The organism is Nocardioides halotolerans DSM 19273, assembly GCF_000422805.1.
GTDB classification, from domain to species: domain Bacteria; phylum Actinomycetota; class Actinomycetes; order Propionibacteriales; family Nocardioidaceae; genus Nocardioides; species Nocardioides halotolerans.
In genome coordinates this window covers 541501-562536 of sequence record NZ_AUGT01000009.1, presented here as the reverse complement: position 1 = coordinate 562536, position 21036 = coordinate 541501, and the positions used below count along the sequence as shown (strand labels likewise).

Sequence of the window (21036 nt, the reverse complement as noted above, 5' to 3'; positions counted from 1 at the left end):
GCTCAGCCCTCCGTTCCGGGCGTGGTCGAGTCGGTAGTGGCCTGGGCGGTGTCGCCACCGGCCGGAGCCTCGGACGCGGCGGGAGCGCCGCCACCGTCGCGGTCGGACCGCGTCGGGCGGGTGCCCCGGCTGGGCCGGTCACCTGCGCCACCGCGAGCCGGGCGGTTGCCGCCACGGCCCGGGACGCCGGCGCGAGCCGCGGCCTGGGCCTGGCGCTCGGCACGGGTGCCGGCGACCTCGCCCTTGTAGATCCAGACCTTCACGCCGATCCTGCCGAAGGTGGTCTTGGCCTCGTAGAAGCCGTAGTCGATGTCGGCGCGCAGGGTGTGCAGGGGCACGCGGCCCTCGCGGTAGAACTCGGTGCGCGACATCTCGGCGCCGTTGAGGCGACCCGAGCACTGGATGCGGATGCCCTTGGCGCCCGAGCGCATCGTGGTCTGCATCGCCTTGCGCATCGCCCGGCGGAACTGCACGCGGCCCGACAGCTGCTCGGCCACGCCCTGGGCGACCAGCTGGCCGTCCATCTCGGGGTTCTTGACCTCGAGGATGTTGAGCTGGACCTGCTTGCCGGTGAGCTTCTCGAGCTCGCCGCGGATGCGGTCGGCCTCGGTGCCGCGGCGACCGATCACGATGCCCGGACGCGCGGTGTGGATGTCGACCCGCACGCGGTCGCGGGTGCGCTCGATCTCGACCTTGGCGATGCCGGCGCGCTCCATGCCCTTGGACAGCAGCTTGCGGATCGCGACGTCCTCGCCGACGTAGCTCTTGTAGAGCTTGTCGGCGTACCAGCGGGACTTGTGGTCGGTGGAGATGCCGAGCCGGAACCCGTTCGGGTTGATCTTCTGGCCCATCAGGCATCCTCTCCAGTCGTCTCGGCGGCCTTCTCGGGGGCCGCCTTCGTGGTGGTCTTCTTGGCGGTGGTCTTCTTGGCGGTCGTCTTCTTCGCCGCGGACTTCTTCGCCGCCGGCTCCGCGGTCTTGGCCGCGGCCTTCTTCGCCGGCTTGGGCTCGGGCACCGCAGGTGCCAGCGCGGACGCCGGCTGGACGGCCAGGGTGATGTGGCTGGTCCGCTTGTTGATGCGGGTGGCCCGGCCCTGGGCACGCGGGCGCCAGCGCTTCATCGTCGGGCCCTCGTCGACGTGGGCGACCGACACCACGAGGTCGTGGGTATCGAGGCCCTCGGTCGTCTCGGCGTTGGCCACGGCGCTGCGCAGCACCTTGTGCACGGTCTCGGCGGCCGCCTGCGGGGCGAACTCGAGGATCGAGAGGGCCTGGTCGACGGGAACGCCGCGGACCAGGTCGACGACCCGGCGCGCCTTGAGGGGCGTGATCCGCACGAAGCGGGCGCTCGCGAAGGCGCCGGGCTGGTCGCCCAGCAGCGACTCGCGGCGGGCGCTGGTGCGCTGACGCTCGGTGGTGCTCATCGACGACGCCCCTTCCGGTCGTCCTTGACGTGGCCGCGGTAGGTGCGCGTGGGCGCGAACTCGCCGAGCTTGTGCCCGACCATCGCGTCGGTGATGAACACCGGCACGTGCTTGCGGCCGTCGTGGACGGCGATCGTGTGGCCGATCATCGCGGGGATGATCATCGACCGGCGCGACCACGTCTTGATGACGTTGTGGCTGCCCTTGTCGTTCTCCGCGTCCACCTTCTTCTCGAGGTGGCCGTCGACGAAGGGGCCCTTCTTCAGGCTGCGAGGCATGTCAGCTACTTCCTACCCTTGCCGGTCTTGCGGCGACGGATGATCTGGGCGTCGGAGGCCTTGCGACGGCGCGTGCGGCCCTCCGGCTTGCCCCAGGGCGAGACCGGGTGGCGACCACCGGACGTCTTGCCCTCACCACCGCCGTGGGGGTGGTCGACGGGGTTCATGACGACACCGCGGACGGTCGGGCGCTTGCCCTTCCAGCGCATCCGGCCGGCCTTGCCCCAGTTGATGTTCGACTGCTCGGCGTTGCCGACCTCGCCGACCGTGGCGCGGCAGCGGACGTCGACGAACCGCATCTCGCCGGACGGCATGCGCAGCGTCGCGCGCGAGCCCTCGCGGGCCACGAGCTGGGCGCTGTTGCCGGCCGAGCGGGCGATCTTGGCACCGCCACCGGGCCGGAGCTCGATGCAGTGGATCGTGGTGCCGACGGGGATGTTGCGCAGCGGCAGGTTGTTGCCGGTCTTGATGTCGGCGTTGGCACCCGACTCCACCACCGTGCCCTGGCGCAGGTCCTTCGGCGCGATGATGTAGCGCTTCTCGCCGTCGACGTAGTGCAGCAGCGCGATGCGGGCGGTGCGGTTGGGGTCGTACTCGATGTGAGCGACCTTGGCCGGGATGCCGTCCTTGTCGTAGCGCCGGAAGTCGATGATGCGGTAGGCGCGCTTGTGCCCGCCGCCCTGGTGCCGCGTGGTGATCCGACCCTGGTTGTTGCGGCCGCCCTTCTTGGGCAGCGGCTTGGTCAGGGACTTCTCCGGCGTGGTCCGGGTGATCTCGACGAAGTCGGCGACCGACGAGCCGCGACGGCCCGGGGTGGTCGGCTTGTACTTGCGAATCGCCATCAGGAAACCCGTCCTCCACCATTCTGGATGTCTTCGGGGCGACCTACGCCGCCATCGATCAGGAGTGCTGTCGTCATGAGACCGGCCCCCCGAAGATGTCGATGCGGTGGCCCTCGGCGAGGCTGACGATCGCGCGCTTGGTGTCCTTGCGCTTGCCCAGCCCCTGCCGGGTCCGCCGGGTCTTGCCCGGGCGGTTGAGGGTGTTGACCGCGGTCACCTTGACGTTGAACACCTTTTCGACCGCGATCTTGATCTCGGTCTTGTTGGCGTCGGGGCGCACCAGGAAGGTGTACTTGTTGGCGTCGAGGAGGCCGTAGCTCTTCTCGGACACCACCGGCGCGATCAGGATGTCGCGGTGGTCCTTGTGCAGGGTGCTCACTCGGACTCCTCCTCAGCGGCGTCGTCGGTCTCGGCCGTCTTCTTGGCAGCGGTCTTCTTGGTCGCGGCCTTCTTCGCCGGCTTGTCCTCGGCCACCTCGGTGGCCTCGGTGTCGGCCTCGGTGGTGTCGGCCTCAGTGGCGTCGTCGGCCTCGACCGTCTTCTTGGCAGCGGCCTTCTTGGCCGGCTTCTCCTCGACGACGGGCTCGGCGTCCGCCGAGGCCGTGGTGCGCTCGCCGGAGGAGCCCCCGACGAAGGTGTCGAAGGCGCCGCGGGTGAAGACCACGTCGTCGGAGGCGACCACGTCGTAGGTGTTGAGCTGGTCGACGGCCACGATGTGGGCCTCGGGCGCGTTGCGCAGCGAGAGCCAGGTGACGGCGTCGGTGCGCTCGAGCACGACGAGGAAGCGGCGACGGTCGCTGATCGCGGCGAGCGAGGCCAGCGCGGTCTTGGTCGACGGCGCGTCGCCCAGGCCGAAGTCGTCGACGACGTGGATGCGGCCGTCGCGGGCTCGGTCGGAGAGGGCGCTGCGCAGGGCGGCGGCCTTCATCTTCTTGGGCGTGCGCTGGTCGTAGCTGCGCGGCTGCGGGCCGTGGACCGTGCCACCGCCGGCGAACTGCGGGGCGCGGGTCGAGCCCTGGCGGGCACGGCCGGTGCCCTTCTGCTTGTAGGGCTTGCGACCACCGCCGCGGACCTCGCCGCGGGTCTTGGTGGCGTGGGTGCCCTGGCGCGCGGCGGCCTGCTGGGCCACGACGACCTGGTGGATCAGCGGGATGTTGACCGCCACGTCGAAGATCTCCGCGGGCAGCTCGGGGCTGCTGGTCTTGGACTTCGTAGCCATGCTCAGGCCTCCCCAACGTTCTTCTTGGCGGCCGACCGCAGGACGACGAGGCCGCCCTTGGGGCCGGGGATCGCGCCCTTGACGAGGATCAGGCCCTTGTCGGCGTCGACCGCGTGCACCGTGAGGTTCTGCGTGGTGACGGTGTCGGAGCCCATCCGGCCGGCCATGCGGGTGCCCTTGAAGACGCGACCGGGGGTCGCGCAGGCGCCGATCGAGCCGGGCTTGCGGTGGTTGCGGTGGGCACCGTGCGAGGACGAGACGCCGGAGAAGCCGTGGCGCTTCATGCCACCCGCGAAGCCCTTGCCCTTGCTGGTGCCGGTGACGTCGATCTCGTCGCCCGCGGCGAAGGTGTCGACCGGGAGCTCCTGGCCGACGGTGAACTCACCGGCGGTGGTGGTGCGGATCTCGACGAGGTGGCGGCGCGGCGTGGTGCCGGCGCTCTGGAAGTGGCCGGCCTTCGGCTTGGTCACCTTGCGGCCGTCGATCTCGCCGAACCCGACCTGGATGGCGTTGTAGCCGTCCTTCTCGGGGGTGCGGACCTGGGTCACGACGTTGGTGCCGGCCGCGATCACGGTGACCGGGACGATGCGGTTGTTGTCGTCCCAGAGCTGGGTCATGCCGAGCTTGGTGCCCAGCAGGCCCTTCACGTTGCGTTCGATGGTCATGTCTCGAAACCTCAGAGCTTGATCTCGATGTCGACGCCCGCCGGGAGGTCGAGACGCATGAGCGAGTCGACGGTCTTCGGAGTGGGGTCGAGGATGTCGATGAGCCGCTTGTGGGTGCGCATCTCGAAGTGCTCGCGCGAGTCCTTGTACTTGTGGGGCGAGCGGATGACGCAGTAGACGTTCTTCTCGGTCGGCAGCGGCACGGGGCCGGCGACGCGAGCACCCGTACGGGTGACGGTGTCCACGATCTTGCGCGCCGAGGTGTCGATCACCTCGTGGTCATAGGCCTTGAGCCTGATGCGGATCTTCTGTCCCGCCATAGGTCTCTCTCGTCCTTACGTCTGCGTGCCGCGCTGGGCTCTGTTTGTCTGGCTCGGTGGTCGTGCGGGTCCTGCTGCGTCGCTCTCCGCCACCTTCGTGACCGACCCCCGCGGTCGGGCGTGTCGCACAGCTTTCGTGCTCCACGGACCTGGATCCGGGTGCTTGTCGTGTGGCGCCCGGCGCAACGTCCGGGCTGATCGGGTCTCCTGGTTCGGTGCGGACGCACGCCACCACCTCAAACACGCAGGAAACGCGATTCAGGAGTCAAGCAGTGCGATGCACCCCGGCAACCCGCCAGAGCAACCGGACTATCTTGTCAGAGACCGGCGGCCGAGACCAAATCAGGCCGATGCCACCGACACGGGGAGCCCGATGCGCCACCTGAAGCCTACGTCCGTACCCGCGAGCCTCGCCCTTCTCCTCCTCGCCCTGCTGGTCGCCGGGTGCGGGGGCGACGGCGACGATGGGGGCGACGACCTCCCCGGCACGAGCGCGACGTCCTCGGTGTCCGCGGACGCCACCGCCTCGGAGTCCGCCTCGGGATCGGCTTCGGAGCCCGCCTCCGAGCCGCCCTCGGACTCCGGGAGCACCGCGCCCTCCGGTGAGGACCCGTCCGCGCTCGCGTGCACGCCTCCGGACGCCGACCTCGACCTGACCGCCGGCACCGCCGTCCTGGACATCACCGACGGCCCCGGCCTCGGGAGCCACCCGCTCTCGCTCGACACCGGCGCCGACCACGCCTACGAGGCCGACGACGGCGAGCTCGAGGCGACGTTCTCCGACCCGGCCGGCCACGTGCTGGCGCTCGACATCGAGGGGCTCGAGGCGTGCGCGCCCGACGCGTTCGTGAGCATCGCGACCGGCACCGGCCAGACCTTCATCGACCCCTCGCACACCCAGTGCGTCGTGGCCGTCACCCGCTTCGACGCCACCGGGATCGAGGGCACCGTCACGTGCACCGGCCTCTCCGGGGGCGGCGAGGGCGTCCGGATCGACGCGTCGGGGACCTTCTCGGCGACCTCCTGACCGCCCTACGATCGCCGGAAGCGAGAACACGTTCTACTTTCCGGCTGTGGAGGACCGCATGATCGTCGACGTCCCCGAGGGCCAGGACCCGATCATCCACGTCTGGGGCGTCATGGTGCCCGGCATCGGGCCCGCCGCGGCCGCCTTCTCCCAGGCTGTCTACGACCACACGACGCTCGGGTTGCGCGAGTTCGAGGCGGCCCGGCTGCGGATCGCGCAGATCAACGGCTGCCTGTTCTGCCAGGACTGGCGCACCGAGCGCGGCGGTGTGCAGGTCGAGGACTCCTTCCCCGGAGCGGTCACCGACTGGCGGACCACCGATGACCTCGACGTGCGCTCGCGGCTTGCAGCGGAGTACGCCGAGCGCTACGCGCTCGACCACCACGGCCTCGACGACGGCTTCTGGTCGCGCATGAAGCAGCACTACTCCGACGCCGAGATCGTCGAGCTGTCGATGTGCCTCGGGTCGTGGCTCGCGTTCGGCCGGCTCAACCGGGTGCTCGGCCTCGACACCGCCTGCGAGCTGCCGTCCCACTACGTCCGGCGCGCTGGCGCCTGAGTCCCGCGGGTGCCTTCCCTACGGTGATCTCGACAAGCTCGATCAGCGGTGGTCCAGCGGGTGCCTTGCTCGCGGAGGCAGCCTGCGCTGGGAGCTACTCCGCTCGGTTGCCTTGGCTGCGGTGATCTCGACAAGCTCGATCAGCGGTGGTCGACCGGGTGCCTTCCTTGCGGTGGCTCTCCCACGGTGGCTGAGGTGCGAAGGCGTGCTGCGCCTGAGCCTCGAAGCCCTGCAGCCGGCGCTGGGAGCCGCTCCGCTCGGTTGCCTTGGCTGCGGTGATCTCGACACGTTCGATCGGCGGTGGTCAACCGGGTGCCGTTGCTGCGGTGATCTCGACAGGCTCGATCAGCGGTGGTCGACCGGGTGCCTTCCTTGCGGTGGCTGTCCTACGGTGGCTGAGGTGCGAAGGCGGCTGCGCCTGAGCCTCGAAGCCTCCGCAGCCTGCGCTGGGAGCCACTCCGCTCGGTTGCCTTGGCTGCGGTGATCTCGACAAGCTCGATCAGCGGTGGGCGAGCGGGTGCCCACCTGGCGGAGGACTCAGCCCGCCGTGATCGCGCTCACGACGTCGAGGTCAAGCCCGTCCGGGCGCTTCGGCGGCTTCGAGACGGCTCGCTTCGGACCTGACAGGATTGCCGCATGTCGGACCCGGGGACTGGCGCGCCCTCGCCGCCGCCACCGCCCGGCTGGCAGCCGCCCCCGCCGCCCGCGCCGTCCTACCTGGGCACGCAGCCGGCGTACCCGCCCCCGCCCGCGGCGTACCCGCCGCCGGCCCAGCCGGGTGCCTGGGCGCCGGCGCCGGGGATGCTGGGCGCGGCGCACAAGCCCGGGGCCATGCCCCTGCGGCCGCTCGGCCTCGGCGACATGTACGACGCGGCGTTCCGCATCATCAGGTTCAACCCCAAGGCCACCGTGGGGTCGGCCGTCCTGGTCGCGACGGTCGCCTGGCTGGTGCCGGTGGTCGTGACGGCGCTGCTGAGCTTCAGCCTCGACCTCTCGCTCGACGCGACCGACACCGCGTCCGACGCCGACCTCGTCGGCCTGGTCGGCTCGCTCGGCTCACTCGGGATCGGTCTGGTGCTCGTCGGCTTCGGCAGCATCCTGGTGACCGGGCTGATCGCCCACGTCGCCGCCGCCGCGGCGGTCGGGCGCCGGCTCACGCTGGGCGAGGCCTGGGCCGCGACCCGGGGCAAGCGCTGGCGGCTCGTCGGTCTCTCGCTGCTGGTGGGGGTCGCGGCGCTCGTGCTGCTCGGCGTCTACGCGCTGCTGTGGGTGGCGGTCGTGGTGGCCGCCGACGGCAGCGCGCTGCCCGTGGTGCTCTGGGGCCTGTTCAGCGTGCCGGCGTTCATCTGCCTGATGGTGTGGTTCTGGGTGCGGGTGCTCTACCTGCCGGTGCCCGCGCTGATGCTCGAGCCGGTCGGCGTCTTCGGCGCGATGGCCCGCGGCTGGGCGCTGACCCGCAAGCAGTTCTGGCGCACGTTCGGCATCGCACTCCTGACCCTTGTGGTGGTGAACGTCGCGAGCAGCTTCCTCGGGTTCCCGATCGGCATCATCGGGCAGGTCGCCGGCGCGGCGGTCGGCCCGCGCTACGCGCTGCTCGTGCTGGTGGTGACCCAGGCGCTCAGCCAGGTCGTGGCGGCTGCCTTCGTCACGCCGTTCACCGCGGCGGTGACGTCGTTGCAGTACCTCGACCAGCGGATGCGCAAGGAGGCCTACGACGTCGAGCTGATGCAGCAGGCCGGGATCACGGCCTCGTGACGACGATCGCCCACCTCGTCGGCCGGCTGCCCGACCCGCCGCTGGACCCCTCCGGATCCGAGGCGCGCGCCAAGCTGCGGCGCGAGCTGCTGCACAGCGAGTACCACGAACAGAACCTCTTCCAGCGGGTCCTGAGCTGGCTGGCCCGCAAGGTCGGCAACGGCCTGGGCGCGGCGTCCGACGCGCCGCCGCTCTCGACGCTGATGGCGATGCTGGTCTTCGTCGGGCTGGTGCTGGTCCTGGCCTGGCTCGTCTCGCGCGCGCGGCGCACCGCCCGCGGGCCCGGCGAGGACGGCGCCGTCCTCACCCAGGAGGCCGTCACCGCCGACGAGCTCCGAGCCCGCGCCGAGGCGGCCCTCGAGGCCGGCCGGTTCGAGGAGGCGGTGGTCGACGCGTTCCGCGCCGTCGCGGTCCGCCAGGTCGAGCGGGGCCGGCTCGCCAACAACCCGGGCGCCACCGCCCACGAGGTCGCCGACGCGCTGGCCCGCGAGCACGTCGCGTTCGCCGACCGCGTGCACCGGAGCGCCCGGCTCTTCGACGAGGTGCTGTACGGCGACCGGCCGGCCACCCGCGAGCAGGCCGCCTCCGTGCTGGCGCTCGACGACGACCTGGTGGTCCGGCGGTGACCACGACCACGGCCACGACCCCCGACCGGCCGGTCGCGCCGGCCGCGCAGCCGGGGCTGCTGCGGCGGCACCGCTCCACCGTGCTGATCGGCCTCGCCCTGGTCGCCGCGGTCGCGGTCGCGATCGTGCTGGGCACCGGTACCCAGACCTCGACGCCGATGGACCCCGACAACCCCGGGCCGGCCGGCACCCGCGCGCTGGCCCGGGTCCTCGGCGACGAGGGCGTCGACGTGCAGGTGGTCCGCGACGCCGACGCCCTGGCGGACGCCGGGGTCGACGCCGCCACGTCGGTTGTCGTCGTACTGCCGGAGTACCTCGGCACCAGCACCATCGAGCGCCTGCGCGACGACACCGCGGGGGCGCACACGGTGGTCGTCGTCGGCGCCGGGCCGGGCGTGGCCGACGCGCTGGGCGCACCGGGCGGAGGAGCGTCGATCCAGCTCGGCGACGGGCGCGCCGCTCGCTGCGACGACCCGCGCTTCGACGACCTCTCCCTCGAGGTCGACTGGACCCTCACCTACCCCGACGGCGAGTGCTACGGCGGCAAGGGCGGCGCGGTCGTCGACCAGCAGGACGACGGGCTGCTGCTCTTCGGCGCCGACCAGGCGCTCACCAACGAGCAGGTCCTGCGGGCCGACAACGCGGCCGTGGCCCTGCGGCTCCTCGGCCAGGACGAGCGGCTGGTCTGGTACGTCCCGAGCCTCGACGACCTCACCGGCGACGACGGGGTGAGCCTCCAGAGCCTGCTCCCCCGCTGGGTCCGCCCGGGCCTGGCGCTGCTCGCCGTCGTCATGGTCACCGTGATCCTCTGGCGCGGCCGGCGGCTCGGGGCGCTGGCCACCGAGCCGCTGCCCGTGGTCGTCCGCGCCGTGGAGACGACCCGGAGCCTCGGGCGGCTCTACCGACGCTCCGGCGACCGCGAGCACGCCGCGGAGGCGCTGCGCAGGGCCGCCCGCGCGCGCCTCGCCGAGCGGCTCCGGCTCGGCTCGACCACCCCGCCCGACGTGCTGGCCCGCGAGGTGGCCCGGCGCAGCGGGCGCACCGAGGCGGACGTCGTGGCCGTGCTCGGCCCGGCCGGCGTCGTACCGTCGTCCGACCGCGACCTGATCACCCTGGCCAGGGAGCTGGCCGAGCTCGACAGAGAGGTACGCCGCGCATGATCGACACCCCTGCACCCGAGGGCGGCTCGGGGGCCGCCCGCGAGCGGCTCGCCGCCGTGCGCACCGAGGTCGGGAAGGCCGTGGTCGGGCAGGACGCCGCCGTCTCCGGCCTGCTCGTCGCGCTGCTGTGCGGCGGCCACGTGCTCATGGAGGGTGTCCCCGGCACCGCCAAGACGCTCCTCGTGCGCACCCTGGCGAGCGCGCTCACCGTCGACACCCGCCGGGTGCAGTTCACCCCCGACCTGATGCCCGGCGACATCACCGGCTCGATGGTCATCGACAGCCGGCAGGCCGGCGAGCTCACGTTCCGCGAGGGCCCGGTGTTCACCAACCTCCTGCTGGCCGACGAGATCAACCGGACGCCGCCCAAGACCCAGTCGGCGCTGCTCGAGGCGATGGAGGAGGGCCAGGTCTCGGTCGACGGCGTGTCCCGCAAGGTGCCCGCGCCGTTCCTCGTGGCCGCCACCCAGAACCCCGTCGAGTACGAAGGCACCTATCCCCTGCCCGAGGCGCAGCTGGACCGGTTCCTCCTCAAGGTCGTGCTGCCGATCCCCGAGCGCGACCAGGAGCTGGAGATCCTGCGCCGCCACGCCGCCGGCTTCGACCCGCGCGACGTGCGCGCCGCGGGTGTGACCGCGGTGGCAGGACCGGCCGACATCGCCGCCGGCCAGGCGGCGGTCAAGACCGTCCAGGTCAGCCAGGAGGTGGTCGGCTACATCGTCGACATCGCCCGGGCCACCCGCCAGTCGCCCTCGCTGAGCCTCGGGGTCAGCCCGCGCGGCGCGACCGCGCTGCTCCGGTCGGCGCGGGCCTGGGCGTGGCTGACCGGCCGCGACTTCGTCACCCCCGACGACGTCAAGGCACTCGCGCACGCCTCGCTCGTGCACCGGCTCGGGCTGCGCCCCGAGGCCGAGCTCGAGGGCGTCGACGTGGCCGAGGTGCTGGCCTCGGCGCTCAGCTCGGTGCCGGTCCCCCGCTAGTGCCGCCATGGTGATCACCGGTCGCGTCCCGCTGCTCCTCCTCCTCGGTCTGCTCCCGGTCGTGCTGCGGCCCGAGGCCAGCACCGTGCGGCTGTGGCTGCTGGTGGTGGCGGTGCTCGTCGCGGCCGACCTGCTGCTCGCACCGACGGTGCGGAGCCTGGCCGTCCAGCGTCGCCCGATCGGGGCGGTCCGGATGGGCTACGACACCGAGTCGGTGCTCGTCCTCGAGAACGCCGGTCGCCGTCACCTGCGCGGAGTCGTGCGCGACGCGTGGCAGCCCACCGCCGGCGCGACCGGCAACCGGCACCGCGTCTCCCTCTCGCCCGGCGACCGGGTGCTGCTGCGCACCCCGCTGCGCCCGCGCCGCCGTGGTGACCTCCGCGCCGTCGGCGTGACCGCGCGGTTGCGCGGCCCGCTCGGCCTGTGCGCGCGCCAGAAGACCCTCGACGTCGCCGGCACCGTGCGGTCCCTGCCGCCGTTCGAGTCCCGCAAGCACCTGCCCAGCCGCCTGGCGCGGCTCCGCGAGCTCGACGGCCGCGCGGCCGTCCGGGTCCGCGGCCAGGGCACGGAGTTCGACTCGCTGCGCGAGTACGTCCGCGGCGACGACGTCCGCTCGATCGACTGGCGGGCGAGCGCCCGCAACCGCAACGTCGTCGTCCGCACGTGGCAGCCCGAGCGCGACCGCCGGGTGGTGCTCGTGCTCGACACGTCCCGCACCTCGGCCGGACGGGTCGAGGACGTGCCGCGGCTCGACTCCGCGATGGACGCCGCCCTCCTGCTCGCCGCCCTCGCGGCGCGCGCCGGTGACCGCATCGACTTCGTCGCGGGCGATCGCCGGGTGCGGGCCCGGCTGCGTTCCCGGGGCGCCCGCGACGTGGCGGCGAGCCTCCAGGACACGATGGCCGACCTCGAGCCGGTGATCGCCGAGGCGGACTGGTCGGCGCTGGCCGGGGCGGTGACGCAGTTCGGCCGGCAGCGGGCGCTCGTCGTCCTGCTGACGCCGCTGGAGCCGTCCGCCGTCGAGGAGGGCCTGCTGCCGGTGCTCCCGTCGCTCACCCGGCACCACCGCGTGGTGCTGGCCTCGGTGCGCGACCCCGAGCTGGAGCGCCTGGCGGCGACCAGGGGGACCATCGACGAGGTCTACGACGCCGCGGCGGCCGAGCAGGCGATGGTGCGGCGCCGGCGCACCGCCGAGCTGCTGCGGGCGGTCGGTCTCGACGTGGTCGACGCCGACGCCGAGCGGCTGCCGCCGGCGCTGGCCGACCACTACCTCACGCTCAAGGCCAACGGATTGCTCTAAGGTCCGTCGTCATGAGCGACGTGGCGGCGACCGCGTTCCTCGCCTCGGCCGCGGCCCACGCGGGCTTCCAGGCGACGGTGACGCTGGTGGTGTACCCGACCCTCTCCCACGTGCGGGCCGCGCACTGGCGGCAGGCGCACGACCGCCACGTGGCCGCCATCCGGCCCTTGGTCGCGGCGGCGTACCTCGCGCTCGTGGCGACCGGTGCCTGGTGGCTGGTCACGGACTGGTCGGCGCTGGCGGTGGTCGCCGTGGGGCTGGCCGCGCTGTCGATGGTCACGACCCTGGTGCTGGCCGCGCCGCTGCACCGGCGGCTCGTGCGCCGCGACGAGGCGGCCCTGGCCCGGCTGCTGGGCGTCGACAAGGCCCGCACCCTGCTCGCCATCACCGCCGTCGCCGTGGCGATCGTGGCTCTCGTGCGCTGACTCAGTCGGCGAGCGGCTGCACGCGAGCGCGGCCGACACGGCGCTTGAGCTGCAGCATCCCGTCGGGTGCGAGGGCGACGAGCATCGCCGCGAAGCCGCCCAGCGCGAGCACGGCGGGCAGCGCGGCGGGCATGCCCCCGGGCCGGACGATCGTGAGCAGCACGCCCCACAGCAGGCCCAGCGTCCCCAGCGTCATGCCACCGAGCCCGACCGCGTTGCGCAGAGTGCGCACCGTCGGGTGCGAGTGCATCCACACCGTCTCGACCCGCTCACCGAGCCACTCCTTGACCTCGGCCTCCTCCTCGAGCCCGTCGCCCCGGCCGCGCAGCACCACGGTGCCGTCGGCGCAGCTGAGCGTGAGCCGCCACCACAGGCCGCCGATCGCCGGGCCGAGGCGCGCCCGGCGCACGTCGTCGGCAGCGAGGGTGAGCACCTGGTCGGTAGTGTCGCCCTGCCAGACCGTGAGCATCCGCCGGCGCAGCTCGACGGAGGCGTCGCGCGGCGCAGCGGGTCGGTGCGGGTCGAGCGCGCGCGAGGGCTGCGCGTCACGGAACACGTGGAGCGCCCGGTCGGTGACGACCACGGCGCGGGCGCCGAGCCCCTGCCGGGCCGCGAAGGACCCGACGGGCCGCTCGGGCTGGACGCTGGTGTCGTGGTCGAGCCAGAGCGGTTCGTGCTGGTCGATCTCGAGCTCGTCGAGCGCCTCGCGCAGCTCGGCGTAGGCCTTGTCGAGGCCCACGCCGTCGCGCACCATGCCGAGCACCTCCGCGACGATCGAGTCCAGCGGCAGCAGCCACCCGTCGTGCCCCTCCAGCCGGGTGCCCTCGGGCCACGACCAGCGCGGCCGGAACTGCTCCGAGTCGACCGACGCGATCCCGATGGCCGCGGTGAGGGTGCGGGAGACGAACCGCTCCGACCACTCGCCGTACGCCGCCGTCTCGCCCCAGGTGAGTCCCCGGTCGGCCGCCGTGGTGTCGGCGAGCGCCCGGCCCTCGCCCGACTCCATGAGCAGCAGCACCGACTCGAGGGTGACCGCAGGGTCGTAGGTCGTGCGGCGCGCGGCGTCGAGCACCTCGGTGACCAGCGCGCGCCAGTGCGGCACCGTGACCTCGAGCGGGTGCTGCTCCCAGGTGATCGGCTTCAGCCGGGTGCCCCGCTCGTCGAGCGCGAGGGCCACCGCCTCCTCGTGCGCCGCGACGATCTCCGCGACGGGTCCGGTGGTCGGCCACCACGGCCGCGGGCTCTTCAGCCAGCCGGCGGCGTCGGCGCCCTCGACGAACTGCCGCAGCCCGGTGAACGGCGCGACGTGCCGGCGTCCGCGGGCGAACGCCGGCTCGAGCCACTCGCTGCGCACCAGCGCCCAGGCCTCGGCGAGCTGGTCGCGGGTGGCGAGCACGTCGGCGCCGGGACGGGAGGCGGCGAGGGTGGCCCGCTCGCACGCGCCGGCCCAGTTGCCTAGGTCCGCGTCGAGCTGCGCCGCGCGCGCCCGGAGCTCCTCGGTGAGTCGCATCGTGGGCCAGGTCAGGCGTGGCCGCCGGCCGACCAGCGGCCGGCCGATGTCGCCGTGCGCGACGCGCAGCGCCCACCGGACGGCTCGCTCGTCCTCGACGGAGGTCTGCAGCGCCGCCGTCACCAGCAGCTGGCGCAGTTCCTCCGGGTCGAGGCACGCGAGCAGGGGCATCCCGAGCACCAGCTCGCCCTCACCGAGCTCGAGCTCGGCCCGCGGGACCAGGCGCACGACGTCGGGCCAGGCCAGCCGGCCGTCGGGGTCGACCGCGGCCCGCAGCGCGGCGGCCTCGTGCGCCGCCAGCCGGTGGCCCGGGCGCGCGCGCCGGCGCGGCCAGAAGCGGGTGACGTTGTAGCCCGTCGCGGCCAGCAGCACCGACCAGATGACGACGTAGACCGGTCGCATGGTCACGGCGACCAGCAGGAGCACCACGCTCGCGACGGTGAGGAGGACCATCGAGCAGAAGGCAGCGGCCCACGCCCCGTTGAGGGCCCGGGCTGTCTTCAGCAGCCGGGTCCGTGCCTCGTCCAGCGAGTCGGACACGTCGACCGTGGTCGACATCGTCACGGAAGAATGATCGTTGCTTTTGCGCTGCGGCGAGGCCGATTCGGCGAACCTGGGTCGCGGCTGGGCCATGGCCTAGGAGGCGGTCGCCACCCGGTCCTCGAGGTAGCGCGCGTCGATGTCGCCGGTGGCGCCCCGCAGGTGCGCCTGTCGGCCGACCACGAAGACGTAGGCGAAGAAGGCCAGCTCAGCGGTGATCCCGATCCCGACCCGCGCCCAGGTCGGCAGCCCGGACGGGGTCACGAACGCCTCGATGACGCCGCTCACCATCAGCACGCACGCGAGCCCGAGGGTGACCGTGCCCGCGGTCCGGCCCTCCCGGGCGATCGACTGGGTGCGCGTCAGCTCGCCGGGCTCGATCCACGACCAGAAGAGCCGCAGGCCGATGCCGCCGGCGACGAAGACCGCGGTGAGCTCGAGCAGCCCGTGCGGGAGGATCAGCCCCCAGAACTGCTGGCCGTGCCCGTGTCGGTGCATGATCGAGCCGATCACGGCGAGGTTCTCGATGTTGCCGAACAGCAGCCAGATCACCGGCAGGCCGAGGATCCCGAAGGCGATGCAGAGCGCCGAGACCCACGCGTTGTTGATCCAGACCTGCAGCGCGAAGTGGCTCGCGGCGTACGTCGAGTAGTAGTCCTCGAAGTCGTGGTTGACGAGCTGGTCGACCTCGTCGGGCGAGAGGAGGGTCTGCTCGACGTTCGGGTGGTCGAGCAGCCACAGCATCATCACCGCGGTGACGACGACGTTGCCGGCCAGCGTGCCGAGCCACCACCAGCGCAGGCGGTAGAGCGCGGCCGGGAACCGCTCGGTGAAGAACGACGCGAACCCCCGCCACGAGCTCACCCGCGTGCCGACGGCCTTGTTGCGGGCCTTCGCCAGCAGGCTCGACAGGTGCGCGACCAGCGACGGGTCCGGCGCGGACGTGCGCACGACCGAGAGGTGGGTGGCGACCTGGGCGTAGAGGTCGACCAGCTCGTCGCTCTCGGCACCCTGCAGCCGGCCGCGGTGGACCAGCTGCTCGAGCCGCTGCCACTCGTGCGCGTGCGCGAGCACGTACGCGTCGAGGTCCACGCGTGCACTCTAGGTTGGTTCGATGGAGGAGATCGCACTTCCCGGTGGCCGCACCGTCCAGCTGTGGGCCGGCGGCGCCGCCTCGGAGCGCACCGTGCTGGTCTGCCACGGGACGCCGGACACGCGCTGGGTCGCCCGGACCGGCGCGAGCGCCGCGACCGCCGCCGGGGTGCGGCTCGTCGGCCTCAACCGCCCGGGCTACGGGACGTCCACCCCGTCCGACTCGACGATGCCGTCGGTCGCCGACGACGCGGCCGCGGTGCTCGACCTGCTCGGCATCGACCGGGTCGCCGTGGTCGGCATGTCGGTCGGCGGTGCGTACGCCGCCGCCCTCGCCGCCCGCCATCCCGGCCGCGTCACCGCGCTGGCGGTCGTCGCGGCTCCCCGAGAGACCCGCACCACGACGGGCCCGGTGGTGGCCGGGATGGAGCGGGCGCGCCCCGAGCTCGAGGAGTGGGCCGCAGGGGTGCACGTGGCGGACCCGGACGACGCGGCCCTGGCCGACCGGTGGCTGGGCGCGCTGCCGCCGGAGGACGCCGCGCTCCTGCGCGCGTCGTGCTCGACCGCCGAGGTCGCCGCCTCCGCCCGGGAGGCGCTGGCCTGCCACGACGGCTACCTCCGAGACGCCGCGCTGCTCCTCTCCGACTGGGGCTTCGCGCTCTCCGACGTCCGGTGCCCCACCCGCCTCTGGTACGGCGCGCACGACGACCGCAACCCTCCCGAGACCGGGCGGTGGTGGGCGGACCGGATCGCCGGCGCCGAGCTCACGGTCACGCCGACCACCCACCTGGCCACCCTGATCCAGAACTGGCCGGCGATCCTCGCCGCGCTGTCTACGATGCCGACACCATGACGCACGAGTTCGCGACCCTCACCACCGACGACCTGGTCACCGGTGAGGCCGTCGCGCTCGACCTGCCCGCGGCGAGCCTCGGCTCGCGGATCGTGTCGGGCCTCATCGACGTCGTCATCACGATGATCGCGTTCGTCGCGGCGATCTTCGTGTTCGTCGTGGCCGCGCTGCAGGCCGACGGCGCGCTGATCTGGGCGTCGTTCGTGGCGACGATGATCGTGGTCTTCCTGCTCCTCCCGGCGACGCTCGAGACGCTCACACGCGGCAAGTCGCTCGGCAAGCTGGTGTGCGGCCTGCGCACGGTCCGCGACGACGCGGGGCCGATCACGTTCCAGCACGCGTTCGTGCGCGCCCTGGTGGGCTTCATGGAGATCTTCGCCTTCACCGGCGTGCCGGCGTTCTTCTCGGCCCTGATGAGCTCGCGCGGCAAGCGGCTCGGCGACTACGCCGCCGGCACCTACGTCGTCCGCGACCGGGTCCGGCTCCGGCTCGCCCCGCCGACCCTGATGCCTCCGCCGCTGGCGGCGTGGGCCCGCTCGGCCGACATCACGAGCCTCCCCACCGGGCTGGCCCTGGCGGTGCGCCAGTTCCTCGGCCGGCTGCCCACCCTCGACCCGCAGTCGCGGGCCTCGGTCGGCACCCGTCTCGCCGACCAGGTCAGCGAGCACGTCGCCCCGCCGCCTCCCCCAGGCACGCCGCCCGAGGCCTACCTCGCCGCCGTGATCGCCTCGCGCCGCGAGCGTGACCAGGCCCGCCTGCACCGCGAGGCCGAGCTCCGCCGGCGGCTGACCGCGCGCCGATGAGCGAGGTCCGGGTGCCGGGCGACGTCTTCGTCCACCTGCGCCGGGCCCGCGACCACGCGGACCAGCACTACGCCGAGCCGCTCGACCTCGAGACGCTCGCCGCGGTCGCGGGGATGAGCAAGTACCACTTCCAGCGGCTGTTCACCGCGACGTACGGCCGCTCCCCCGCGACCCACCTGACCGAGCGCCGGGTGGAGCGGGCCCAGGACCTCCTGCGGGCGACCAACCTGACGGTGACCGAGGTCTGCCACGCGGTCGGCTTCTCGAGCCTGGGCTCGTTCAGCAGCAGGTTCCGGCAGCTGGTCGGCGAGCCGCCGAGCGCGTTCCAGCGGCGCTACGCCGCCGACGGCGCACCACGGATCCCCGGCTGCTTCGTCTTCATGTGGGGGCTGGCCGAGAGGTCCGCAAGCCAGGAGAAGGCACCGGACCAGGCGGCGTCCTAGCGTCGCCGCATGATCACCAACATCTCGCTCACCTCGGTCTTCGTGAAGGACGTCGACGCCTCGAAGGCCTTCTACGTCGACGTCCTCGGCTTCGTGGAGCACACCGACATCACCCTCGGCGACGGCTACCGCTGGTGCACGGTCAGCCACCCCAGCCAGCCCGAGCTGCAGGTCCACCTCACGCTGCCCGGGCCGCCGCACTCCCCCGAGATGGTCGCCTCGATCGAGCGGGCGCTCGACGAGGGCGGCATGCACGGGCTGGGCTTGGCCGTCGACGACTGCCACCGGACCCACGAGGAGCTCAGGGCCAAGGGCGTGGAGTTCCTCCAGGAGCCGTCCGACCGGCCCTACGGCGTCGAGGCGGTCTGCCGCGACAACTCCGGCAACTGGATGGTGCTCGTGGAGCAGCGTGACTACACCGCCGGGGACTTCCCGCACGCCTAGGCGCCCGCTCAGTCCAGCCGCACCGGGGCGGGCGCATCGCTGACGAGGACCGAGCAGTCGGACCCGCCGGCGCAGCGCCACAGGCTGCGCCCGTCGACGACGACGAGCAGGTCGGCGCCCCACCAGCGCAGGTCGGTCACCTGGCCGGCCGGCCCCGCCACCGGCGTCGCGGCGAGGCTGACCGGGTCGAGGAGCTCGACACCCCGGCGGTCGGCGGTCGGTTGCGCGTAGATGGAGCCGTCCGGGGCGAGCTGTCCCGGCAGCGAGGTGGGGATGCTCCCGCTGTGCAGGCCGTCGGCGTCGAAGATCGTGAGCCTGCTCTCGGTGCGCACCGCGATCCGGTCGCCACCGACGTCGATCCCCCGGACCACCGCCGTCCGGTCGTCGAGGTCGAGGCGGTGCGCTCCGTCGAGGTCGTGGGCCACGACGCCGCGCTCGCCGGCGACGACGTAGCGCGACGGGCCGGCCGCCATCAGGCGGGCGCCCTCGACCTGGGTGATCTCGCGGCCGGTCCACCGGATGTGGCCGTCGTAGTCCTCGTAGACGACCTGGTCGCCGCCCTGGAGGTACGCCGTGCGCACCGGCACGTCGACCAGTCGGCGCACCGAGCCGCCCTCGACCCGCACGAGGTCGCCGTTCGCGCGGAACGCGACCAGGCCGGCGGGCGTGGGGCCGACCAGGTGGGCCATCGGCAGCCCCGTGTCCTCGATCTTCCCGTCGTCGCTCACCCACGCGAGCCGCCCGGCCACGACGACCGGGTAGCGGGACGCGCGCCCGTCGTTGCGGTCGGTGCGGTGGGAGGGCACGACCGGGTCGTCGGCACGGTCGCCAGGCTGCAGGGCGACGGCGCCTCCGAGGACCGCCGCGACCGCGGCAGCGGCGCCGATCACGCAGGCCGCCGCGCGCCTGCGCCGGACGCGGGCCACGTGGCGCTGGAAGGCGACGGCGTCCGGGGCCGGCACCGGCACGGCGTCGGAGACGGCGGACAGGGTCTCGCGCAGCTCGGTGAGGGTCATGGCTGGAGCTCCAGGTCGGGCAGGGCGGCGCGGAGCCGCTTGAGGGCGTGGTGGGTCTGGCTCTTGACCGAGCCGACCGAGACCCCGAGCTCGCGCGCGGTGGCCTCCTCGGTGAGGTCCTCGAGGTAGCGCAGCACGAGGGTGGCGCGCATGCGTGGCGGGAGCCGGCGGATCTCCTCCCACAGGGCGAGGTGGTCGGCCCGCACGTCCAGACCCCCGGCATGGCCGCGGTCGGGCAGCTCGTCCGTCGCGACCTCACGGATCGGCCTGCGCCACCGGCCGGCGAGCTGGTGGACCATCGTGCGGCGTACGTAGGCGTCGGCAGCGGCCTTCTCCCGGATCGACGCCCACTTCACGCAGGTCTTGGCCAGCGCCGACTGCAGGAGCTCCTCGGCCTCGTGCTGGTCGCCGGTCAGCAGGTAGGCCGTGCGGAAGAGCGGCGCCCACCGTGCGGCCATGAACTCGCTGAAGCCCAGCTCGGTCCCGGTCACGACAGTCAATGACACCCCAGGGACCCGAAAGGTTGAAACCCGCGCACGGTCCGGCAGCATGGCGCCATGACCGACGTCAGCGCGCTGTGGGACTTCGACGACCCGGCCGGCTCCGAGCTGCGCTTCCGCACGGCTGCCGAGACCGCCGAGGGACCCGACCGGCTGGTGCTGCTGACCCAGGTGGCGCGAGCGCTCGGCCTGCAGGAGCGGTACGACGAGGGGCACGCCGTCCTCGACGGGCTCGCGGTGACCCACGACGAGGTGGCGGTCCGGGCCTCGCTCGAGCGCGGCCGGCTGCTGCGCTCGGCCGGCGACCCGGACGCCGCCAGGCCGCACCTCGAGTCCGCCGCGCTCGCTGCGCGGGAGAGCGGGCTCGACGCGCTGCACGTCGACGCCCTGCACATGGTGGCGCTGGTCGCGCCGCCCGAGGACCAGCAGCGCCTGCACGAGGAGGCGCTGGCCGTCGCCCGCGGCTCCTCCGACCAGGCTGCCCGCGACTGGGACGCCTCGCTGCTCAACAACCTCGGGATGGTCCACGCCGACGCCGGTGACTGGGCGGCGGCGCTGGCGGCGTTCGAGGAGGCCCTGGCCGCCCGTGAGCGCATCGGCGACGCCGGCCGCACCCGCGTGGCGCGGTGGATGGTCGGCTGGGCGCTGCGCAACCTCGGCCGCACCGACGAGGCACGCGTTGTCCAGAGCGCCCTCAAGGCCGAGCTCGACGCCGCCGGCGAGGAGGACCCGTACGTCGACGAGGAGCTCGCGCTGTTACAGGGGTGACGCGCGACCGTCCTGGTCGTACCGTCGGGTGATGGCGAGGTTCCGTCGCCGACCGGTGCTCGCGCCCGAGGGCCGGCCGATCGAGGCGATCGCCGCCGACCTGCGTCGGCTCGGCGGTCGCTTCCACGCGCTCGACTCGCGCACGTCGTTCGCCAAGGCGGAGGCCGTTCGCTGCGCCTACGACCACAAGCTCGCCGAGTGCTGCGCCGCGCTCGGGCTGGCCCACCTGCTCGGCGTGCTGGACGCCGGGCCCGAGCTCGACCACGAGCGCGAGCGGGTGGAGGACCGCCTGGTCGACTGCGGCGTGCGCCTGCCGCACGCGGCCTGATCACGACAACTCTTGACTCTCATTCGAATGTGTGTTCGAATGAGAGGAGCGCGCGGCTCCCGAGTCGCACAGATGCAGTAGCCCCCCGGTCCGTGCTCCCGGGGCTCGCCACTCGGTGGCGCGCTGGCATCGAGGTCATCACAGTCCCGGTGGGTCGGTCC

26 protein-coding genes are annotated in these 21036 nt (G+C 73.3%); 14 read left to right on the top strand and 12 right to left on the bottom strand.

Annotated elements, in window-relative coordinates:
- Positions 1–2: 2 nt before the first annotated feature.
- The 8 genes from rpsC to rpsJ form a co-directional block, all read right to left on the bottom strand.
- Positions 3–851, bottom strand: coding sequence for a 30S ribosomal protein S3 (gene rpsC / locus G514_RS0102565; RefSeq protein ID WP_028650485.1), 849 nt, complete (start codon positions 849–851; stop codon positions 3–5).
- Positions 851–1423: a 50S ribosomal protein L22 gene (gene rplV / locus G514_RS0102560; protein ID WP_051246533.1), complete on the bottom strand. Its 573-nt coding sequence runs from the start codon at positions 1421–1423 to the stop codon at positions 851–853. The genes rpsC and rplV overlap by 1 nt, the downstream gene beginning before the upstream one ends.
- Positions 1420–1701: a 30S ribosomal protein S19 gene (rpsS, locus tag G514_RS0102555; RefSeq protein WP_028650483.1), complete on the bottom strand. Its 282-nt coding sequence runs from the start codon at positions 1699–1701 to the stop codon at positions 1420–1422. The genes rplV and rpsS overlap by 4 nt, the downstream gene beginning before the upstream one ends.
- Before the next feature lie 5 nt (positions 1702–1706).
- Positions 1707–2543 (bottom strand): 50S ribosomal protein L2, encoded by an 837-nt coding sequence (gene rplB / locus G514_RS0102550; RefSeq protein ID WP_028650482.1) that lies wholly within the window; start codon positions 2541–2543, stop codon positions 1707–1709.
- Between the two features lie 73 nt (positions 2544–2616).
- A complete protein-coding gene (gene rplW / locus G514_RS0102545) occupies positions 2617–2922 on the bottom strand; it encodes a 50S ribosomal protein L23 (protein ID WP_028650481.1) in 306 nt (101 codons plus the stop codon).
- Positions 2919–3761 carry a 50S ribosomal protein L4 gene (gene rplD, locus G514_RS24470; protein WP_084151711.1) on the bottom strand — a complete coding sequence of 281 codons (843 nt, stop codon included), beginning with the start codon at positions 3759–3761 and terminating at the stop codon, positions 2919–2921. The genes rplW and rplD overlap by 4 nt, the downstream gene beginning before the upstream one ends.
- 2 nt (positions 3762–3763) lie before the next feature.
- On the bottom strand, positions 3764–4426 hold the full coding sequence (gene rplC / locus G514_RS0102535) for a 50S ribosomal protein L3 (RefSeq protein ID WP_028650480.1): 663 nt from the start codon (positions 4424–4426) through the stop codon (positions 3764–3766).
- Between the two features lie 11 nt (positions 4427–4437).
- Positions 4438–4746 (bottom strand): 30S ribosomal protein S10, encoded by a 309-nt coding sequence (gene rpsJ / locus G514_RS0102530; protein WP_028650479.1) that lies wholly within the window; start codon positions 4744–4746, stop codon positions 4438–4440.
- 373 nt (positions 4747–5119) lie between these two features.
- On the opposite strand from rpsJ, the gene G514_RS0102525 reads away from it, so the two are divergent.
- The 8 genes from G514_RS0102525 to G514_RS24455 all read left to right on the top strand — a co-directional run bounded on the left by G514_RS0102525 (position 5120) and on the right by G514_RS24455 (position 12578).
- Positions 5120–5773, top strand: a complete 654-nt coding sequence (locus tag G514_RS0102525) for a hypothetical protein (RefSeq protein ID WP_028650478.1) — start codon at positions 5120–5122, stop codon at positions 5771–5773.
- 46 nt (positions 5774–5819) lie between these two features.
- Positions 5820–6332 (top strand): carboxymuconolactone decarboxylase family protein, encoded by a 513-nt coding sequence (locus tag G514_RS0102520; RefSeq protein WP_245582075.1) that lies wholly within the window; start codon positions 5820–5822, stop codon positions 6330–6332.
- A 636-nt stretch (positions 6333–6968) separates the two neighbouring features.
- A complete protein-coding gene (locus G514_RS31260; RefSeq protein ID WP_036563202.1) occupies positions 6969–8087 on the top strand; it encodes a glycerophosphoryl diester phosphodiesterase membrane domain-containing protein in 1119 nt (372 codons plus the stop codon).
- Positions 8084–8713, top strand: a complete 630-nt coding sequence (locus G514_RS28885) for a DUF4129 domain-containing protein (RefSeq protein WP_051246530.1) — start codon at positions 8084–8086, stop codon at positions 8711–8713. Before G514_RS31260 ends, G514_RS28885 begins: the two co-directional genes overlap by 4 nt.
- Positions 8710–9873, top strand: coding sequence for a DUF4350 domain-containing protein (locus G514_RS24460; RefSeq protein ID WP_051246527.1), 1164 nt, complete (start codon positions 8710–8712; stop codon positions 9871–9873). Before G514_RS28885 ends, G514_RS24460 begins: the two co-directional genes overlap by 4 nt.
- Positions 9870–10853, top strand: a complete 984-nt coding sequence (locus G514_RS0102500) for an AAA family ATPase (RefSeq protein ID WP_036563201.1) — start codon at positions 9870–9872, stop codon at positions 10851–10853. Before G514_RS24460 ends, G514_RS0102500 begins: the two co-directional genes overlap by 4 nt.
- 7 nt (positions 10854–10860) lie before the next feature.
- On the top strand, positions 10861–12153 hold the full coding sequence (locus G514_RS0102495; RefSeq protein ID WP_028650474.1) for a DUF58 domain-containing protein: 1293 nt from the start codon (positions 10861–10863) through the stop codon (positions 12151–12153).
- An 11-nt stretch (positions 12154–12164) separates the two neighbouring features.
- Complete coding sequence (locus G514_RS24455) at positions 12165–12578, top strand: hypothetical protein (protein ID WP_051246524.1); 414 nt, start codon at positions 12165–12167, stop codon at positions 12576–12578.
- Between the two features lies 1 nt (position 12579).
- On the opposite strand, the gene G514_RS0102485 is transcribed toward G514_RS24455, so the two are convergent.
- On the bottom strand, positions 12580–14652 hold the full coding sequence (locus G514_RS0102485) for a hypothetical protein (RefSeq protein WP_028650473.1): 2073 nt from the start codon (positions 14650–14652) through the stop codon (positions 12580–12582).
- A gap of 72 nt (positions 14653–14724) precedes the next feature.
- Entirely contained in the window at positions 14725–15720 is a 996-nt protein-coding gene (locus tag G514_RS24450) for a stage II sporulation protein M (protein WP_036563200.1), read from the bottom strand.
- Positions 15721–15742: 22 nt separating this feature from the next.
- On the opposite strand from G514_RS24450, the gene G514_RS0102475 reads away from it, so the two are divergent.
- The 4 genes from G514_RS0102475 to G514_RS0102460 are packed head-to-tail and all read left to right on the top strand — an operon-like array spanning position 15743 to position 18263.
- Positions 15743–16573, top strand: coding sequence for an alpha/beta fold hydrolase (locus tag G514_RS0102475; protein ID WP_028650472.1), 831 nt, complete (start codon positions 15743–15745; stop codon positions 16571–16573).
- Positions 16570–17376, top strand: coding sequence for an RDD family protein (locus tag G514_RS24445; RefSeq protein ID WP_036563199.1), 807 nt, complete (start codon positions 16570–16572; stop codon positions 17374–17376). The genes G514_RS0102475 and G514_RS24445 overlap by 4 nt, the downstream gene beginning before the upstream one ends.
- Positions 17373–17819: a helix-turn-helix domain-containing protein gene (locus G514_RS0102465; protein WP_028650471.1), complete on the top strand. Its 447-nt coding sequence runs from the start codon at positions 17373–17375 to the stop codon at positions 17817–17819. Before G514_RS24445 ends, G514_RS0102465 begins: the two co-directional genes overlap by 4 nt.
- Positions 17820–17828: 9 nt before the next feature.
- Complete coding sequence (locus G514_RS0102460) at positions 17829–18263, top strand: VOC family protein (protein ID WP_028650470.1); 435 nt, start codon at positions 17829–17831, stop codon at positions 18261–18263.
- An 8-nt stretch (positions 18264–18271) separates the two neighbouring features.
- Here the strand turns inward: G514_RS0102460 and G514_RS0102455 are convergent, their stop codons facing one another.
- Both G514_RS0102455 and G514_RS0102450 read right to left on the bottom strand, forming a co-directional pair.
- Positions 18272–19279: a hypothetical protein gene (locus G514_RS0102455; protein ID WP_028650469.1), complete on the bottom strand. Its 1008-nt coding sequence runs from the start codon at positions 19277–19279 to the stop codon at positions 18272–18274.
- Positions 19276–19770 carry a SigE family RNA polymerase sigma factor gene (locus tag G514_RS0102450; RefSeq protein ID WP_028650468.1) on the bottom strand — a complete coding sequence of 165 codons (495 nt, stop codon included), beginning with the start codon at positions 19768–19770 and terminating at the stop codon, positions 19276–19278. Before G514_RS0102450 ends, G514_RS0102455 begins: the two co-directional genes overlap by 4 nt.
- A 66-nt stretch (positions 19771–19836) precedes the next feature.
- On the opposite strand from G514_RS0102450, the gene G514_RS24440 reads away from it, so the two are divergent.
- Together G514_RS24440 and G514_RS24435 are read left to right on the top strand one after the other, a co-directional pair.
- Positions 19837–20547: a tetratricopeptide repeat protein gene (locus tag G514_RS24440; protein ID WP_051246519.1), complete on the top strand. Its 711-nt coding sequence runs from the start codon at positions 19837–19839 to the stop codon at positions 20545–20547.
- Between the two features lie 31 nt (positions 20548–20578).
- Positions 20579–20875, top strand: coding sequence for a hypothetical protein (locus G514_RS24435; protein WP_157544563.1), 297 nt, complete (start codon positions 20579–20581; stop codon positions 20873–20875).
- The last annotated feature ends 161 nt before the right edge of the window (positions 20876–21036 follow it).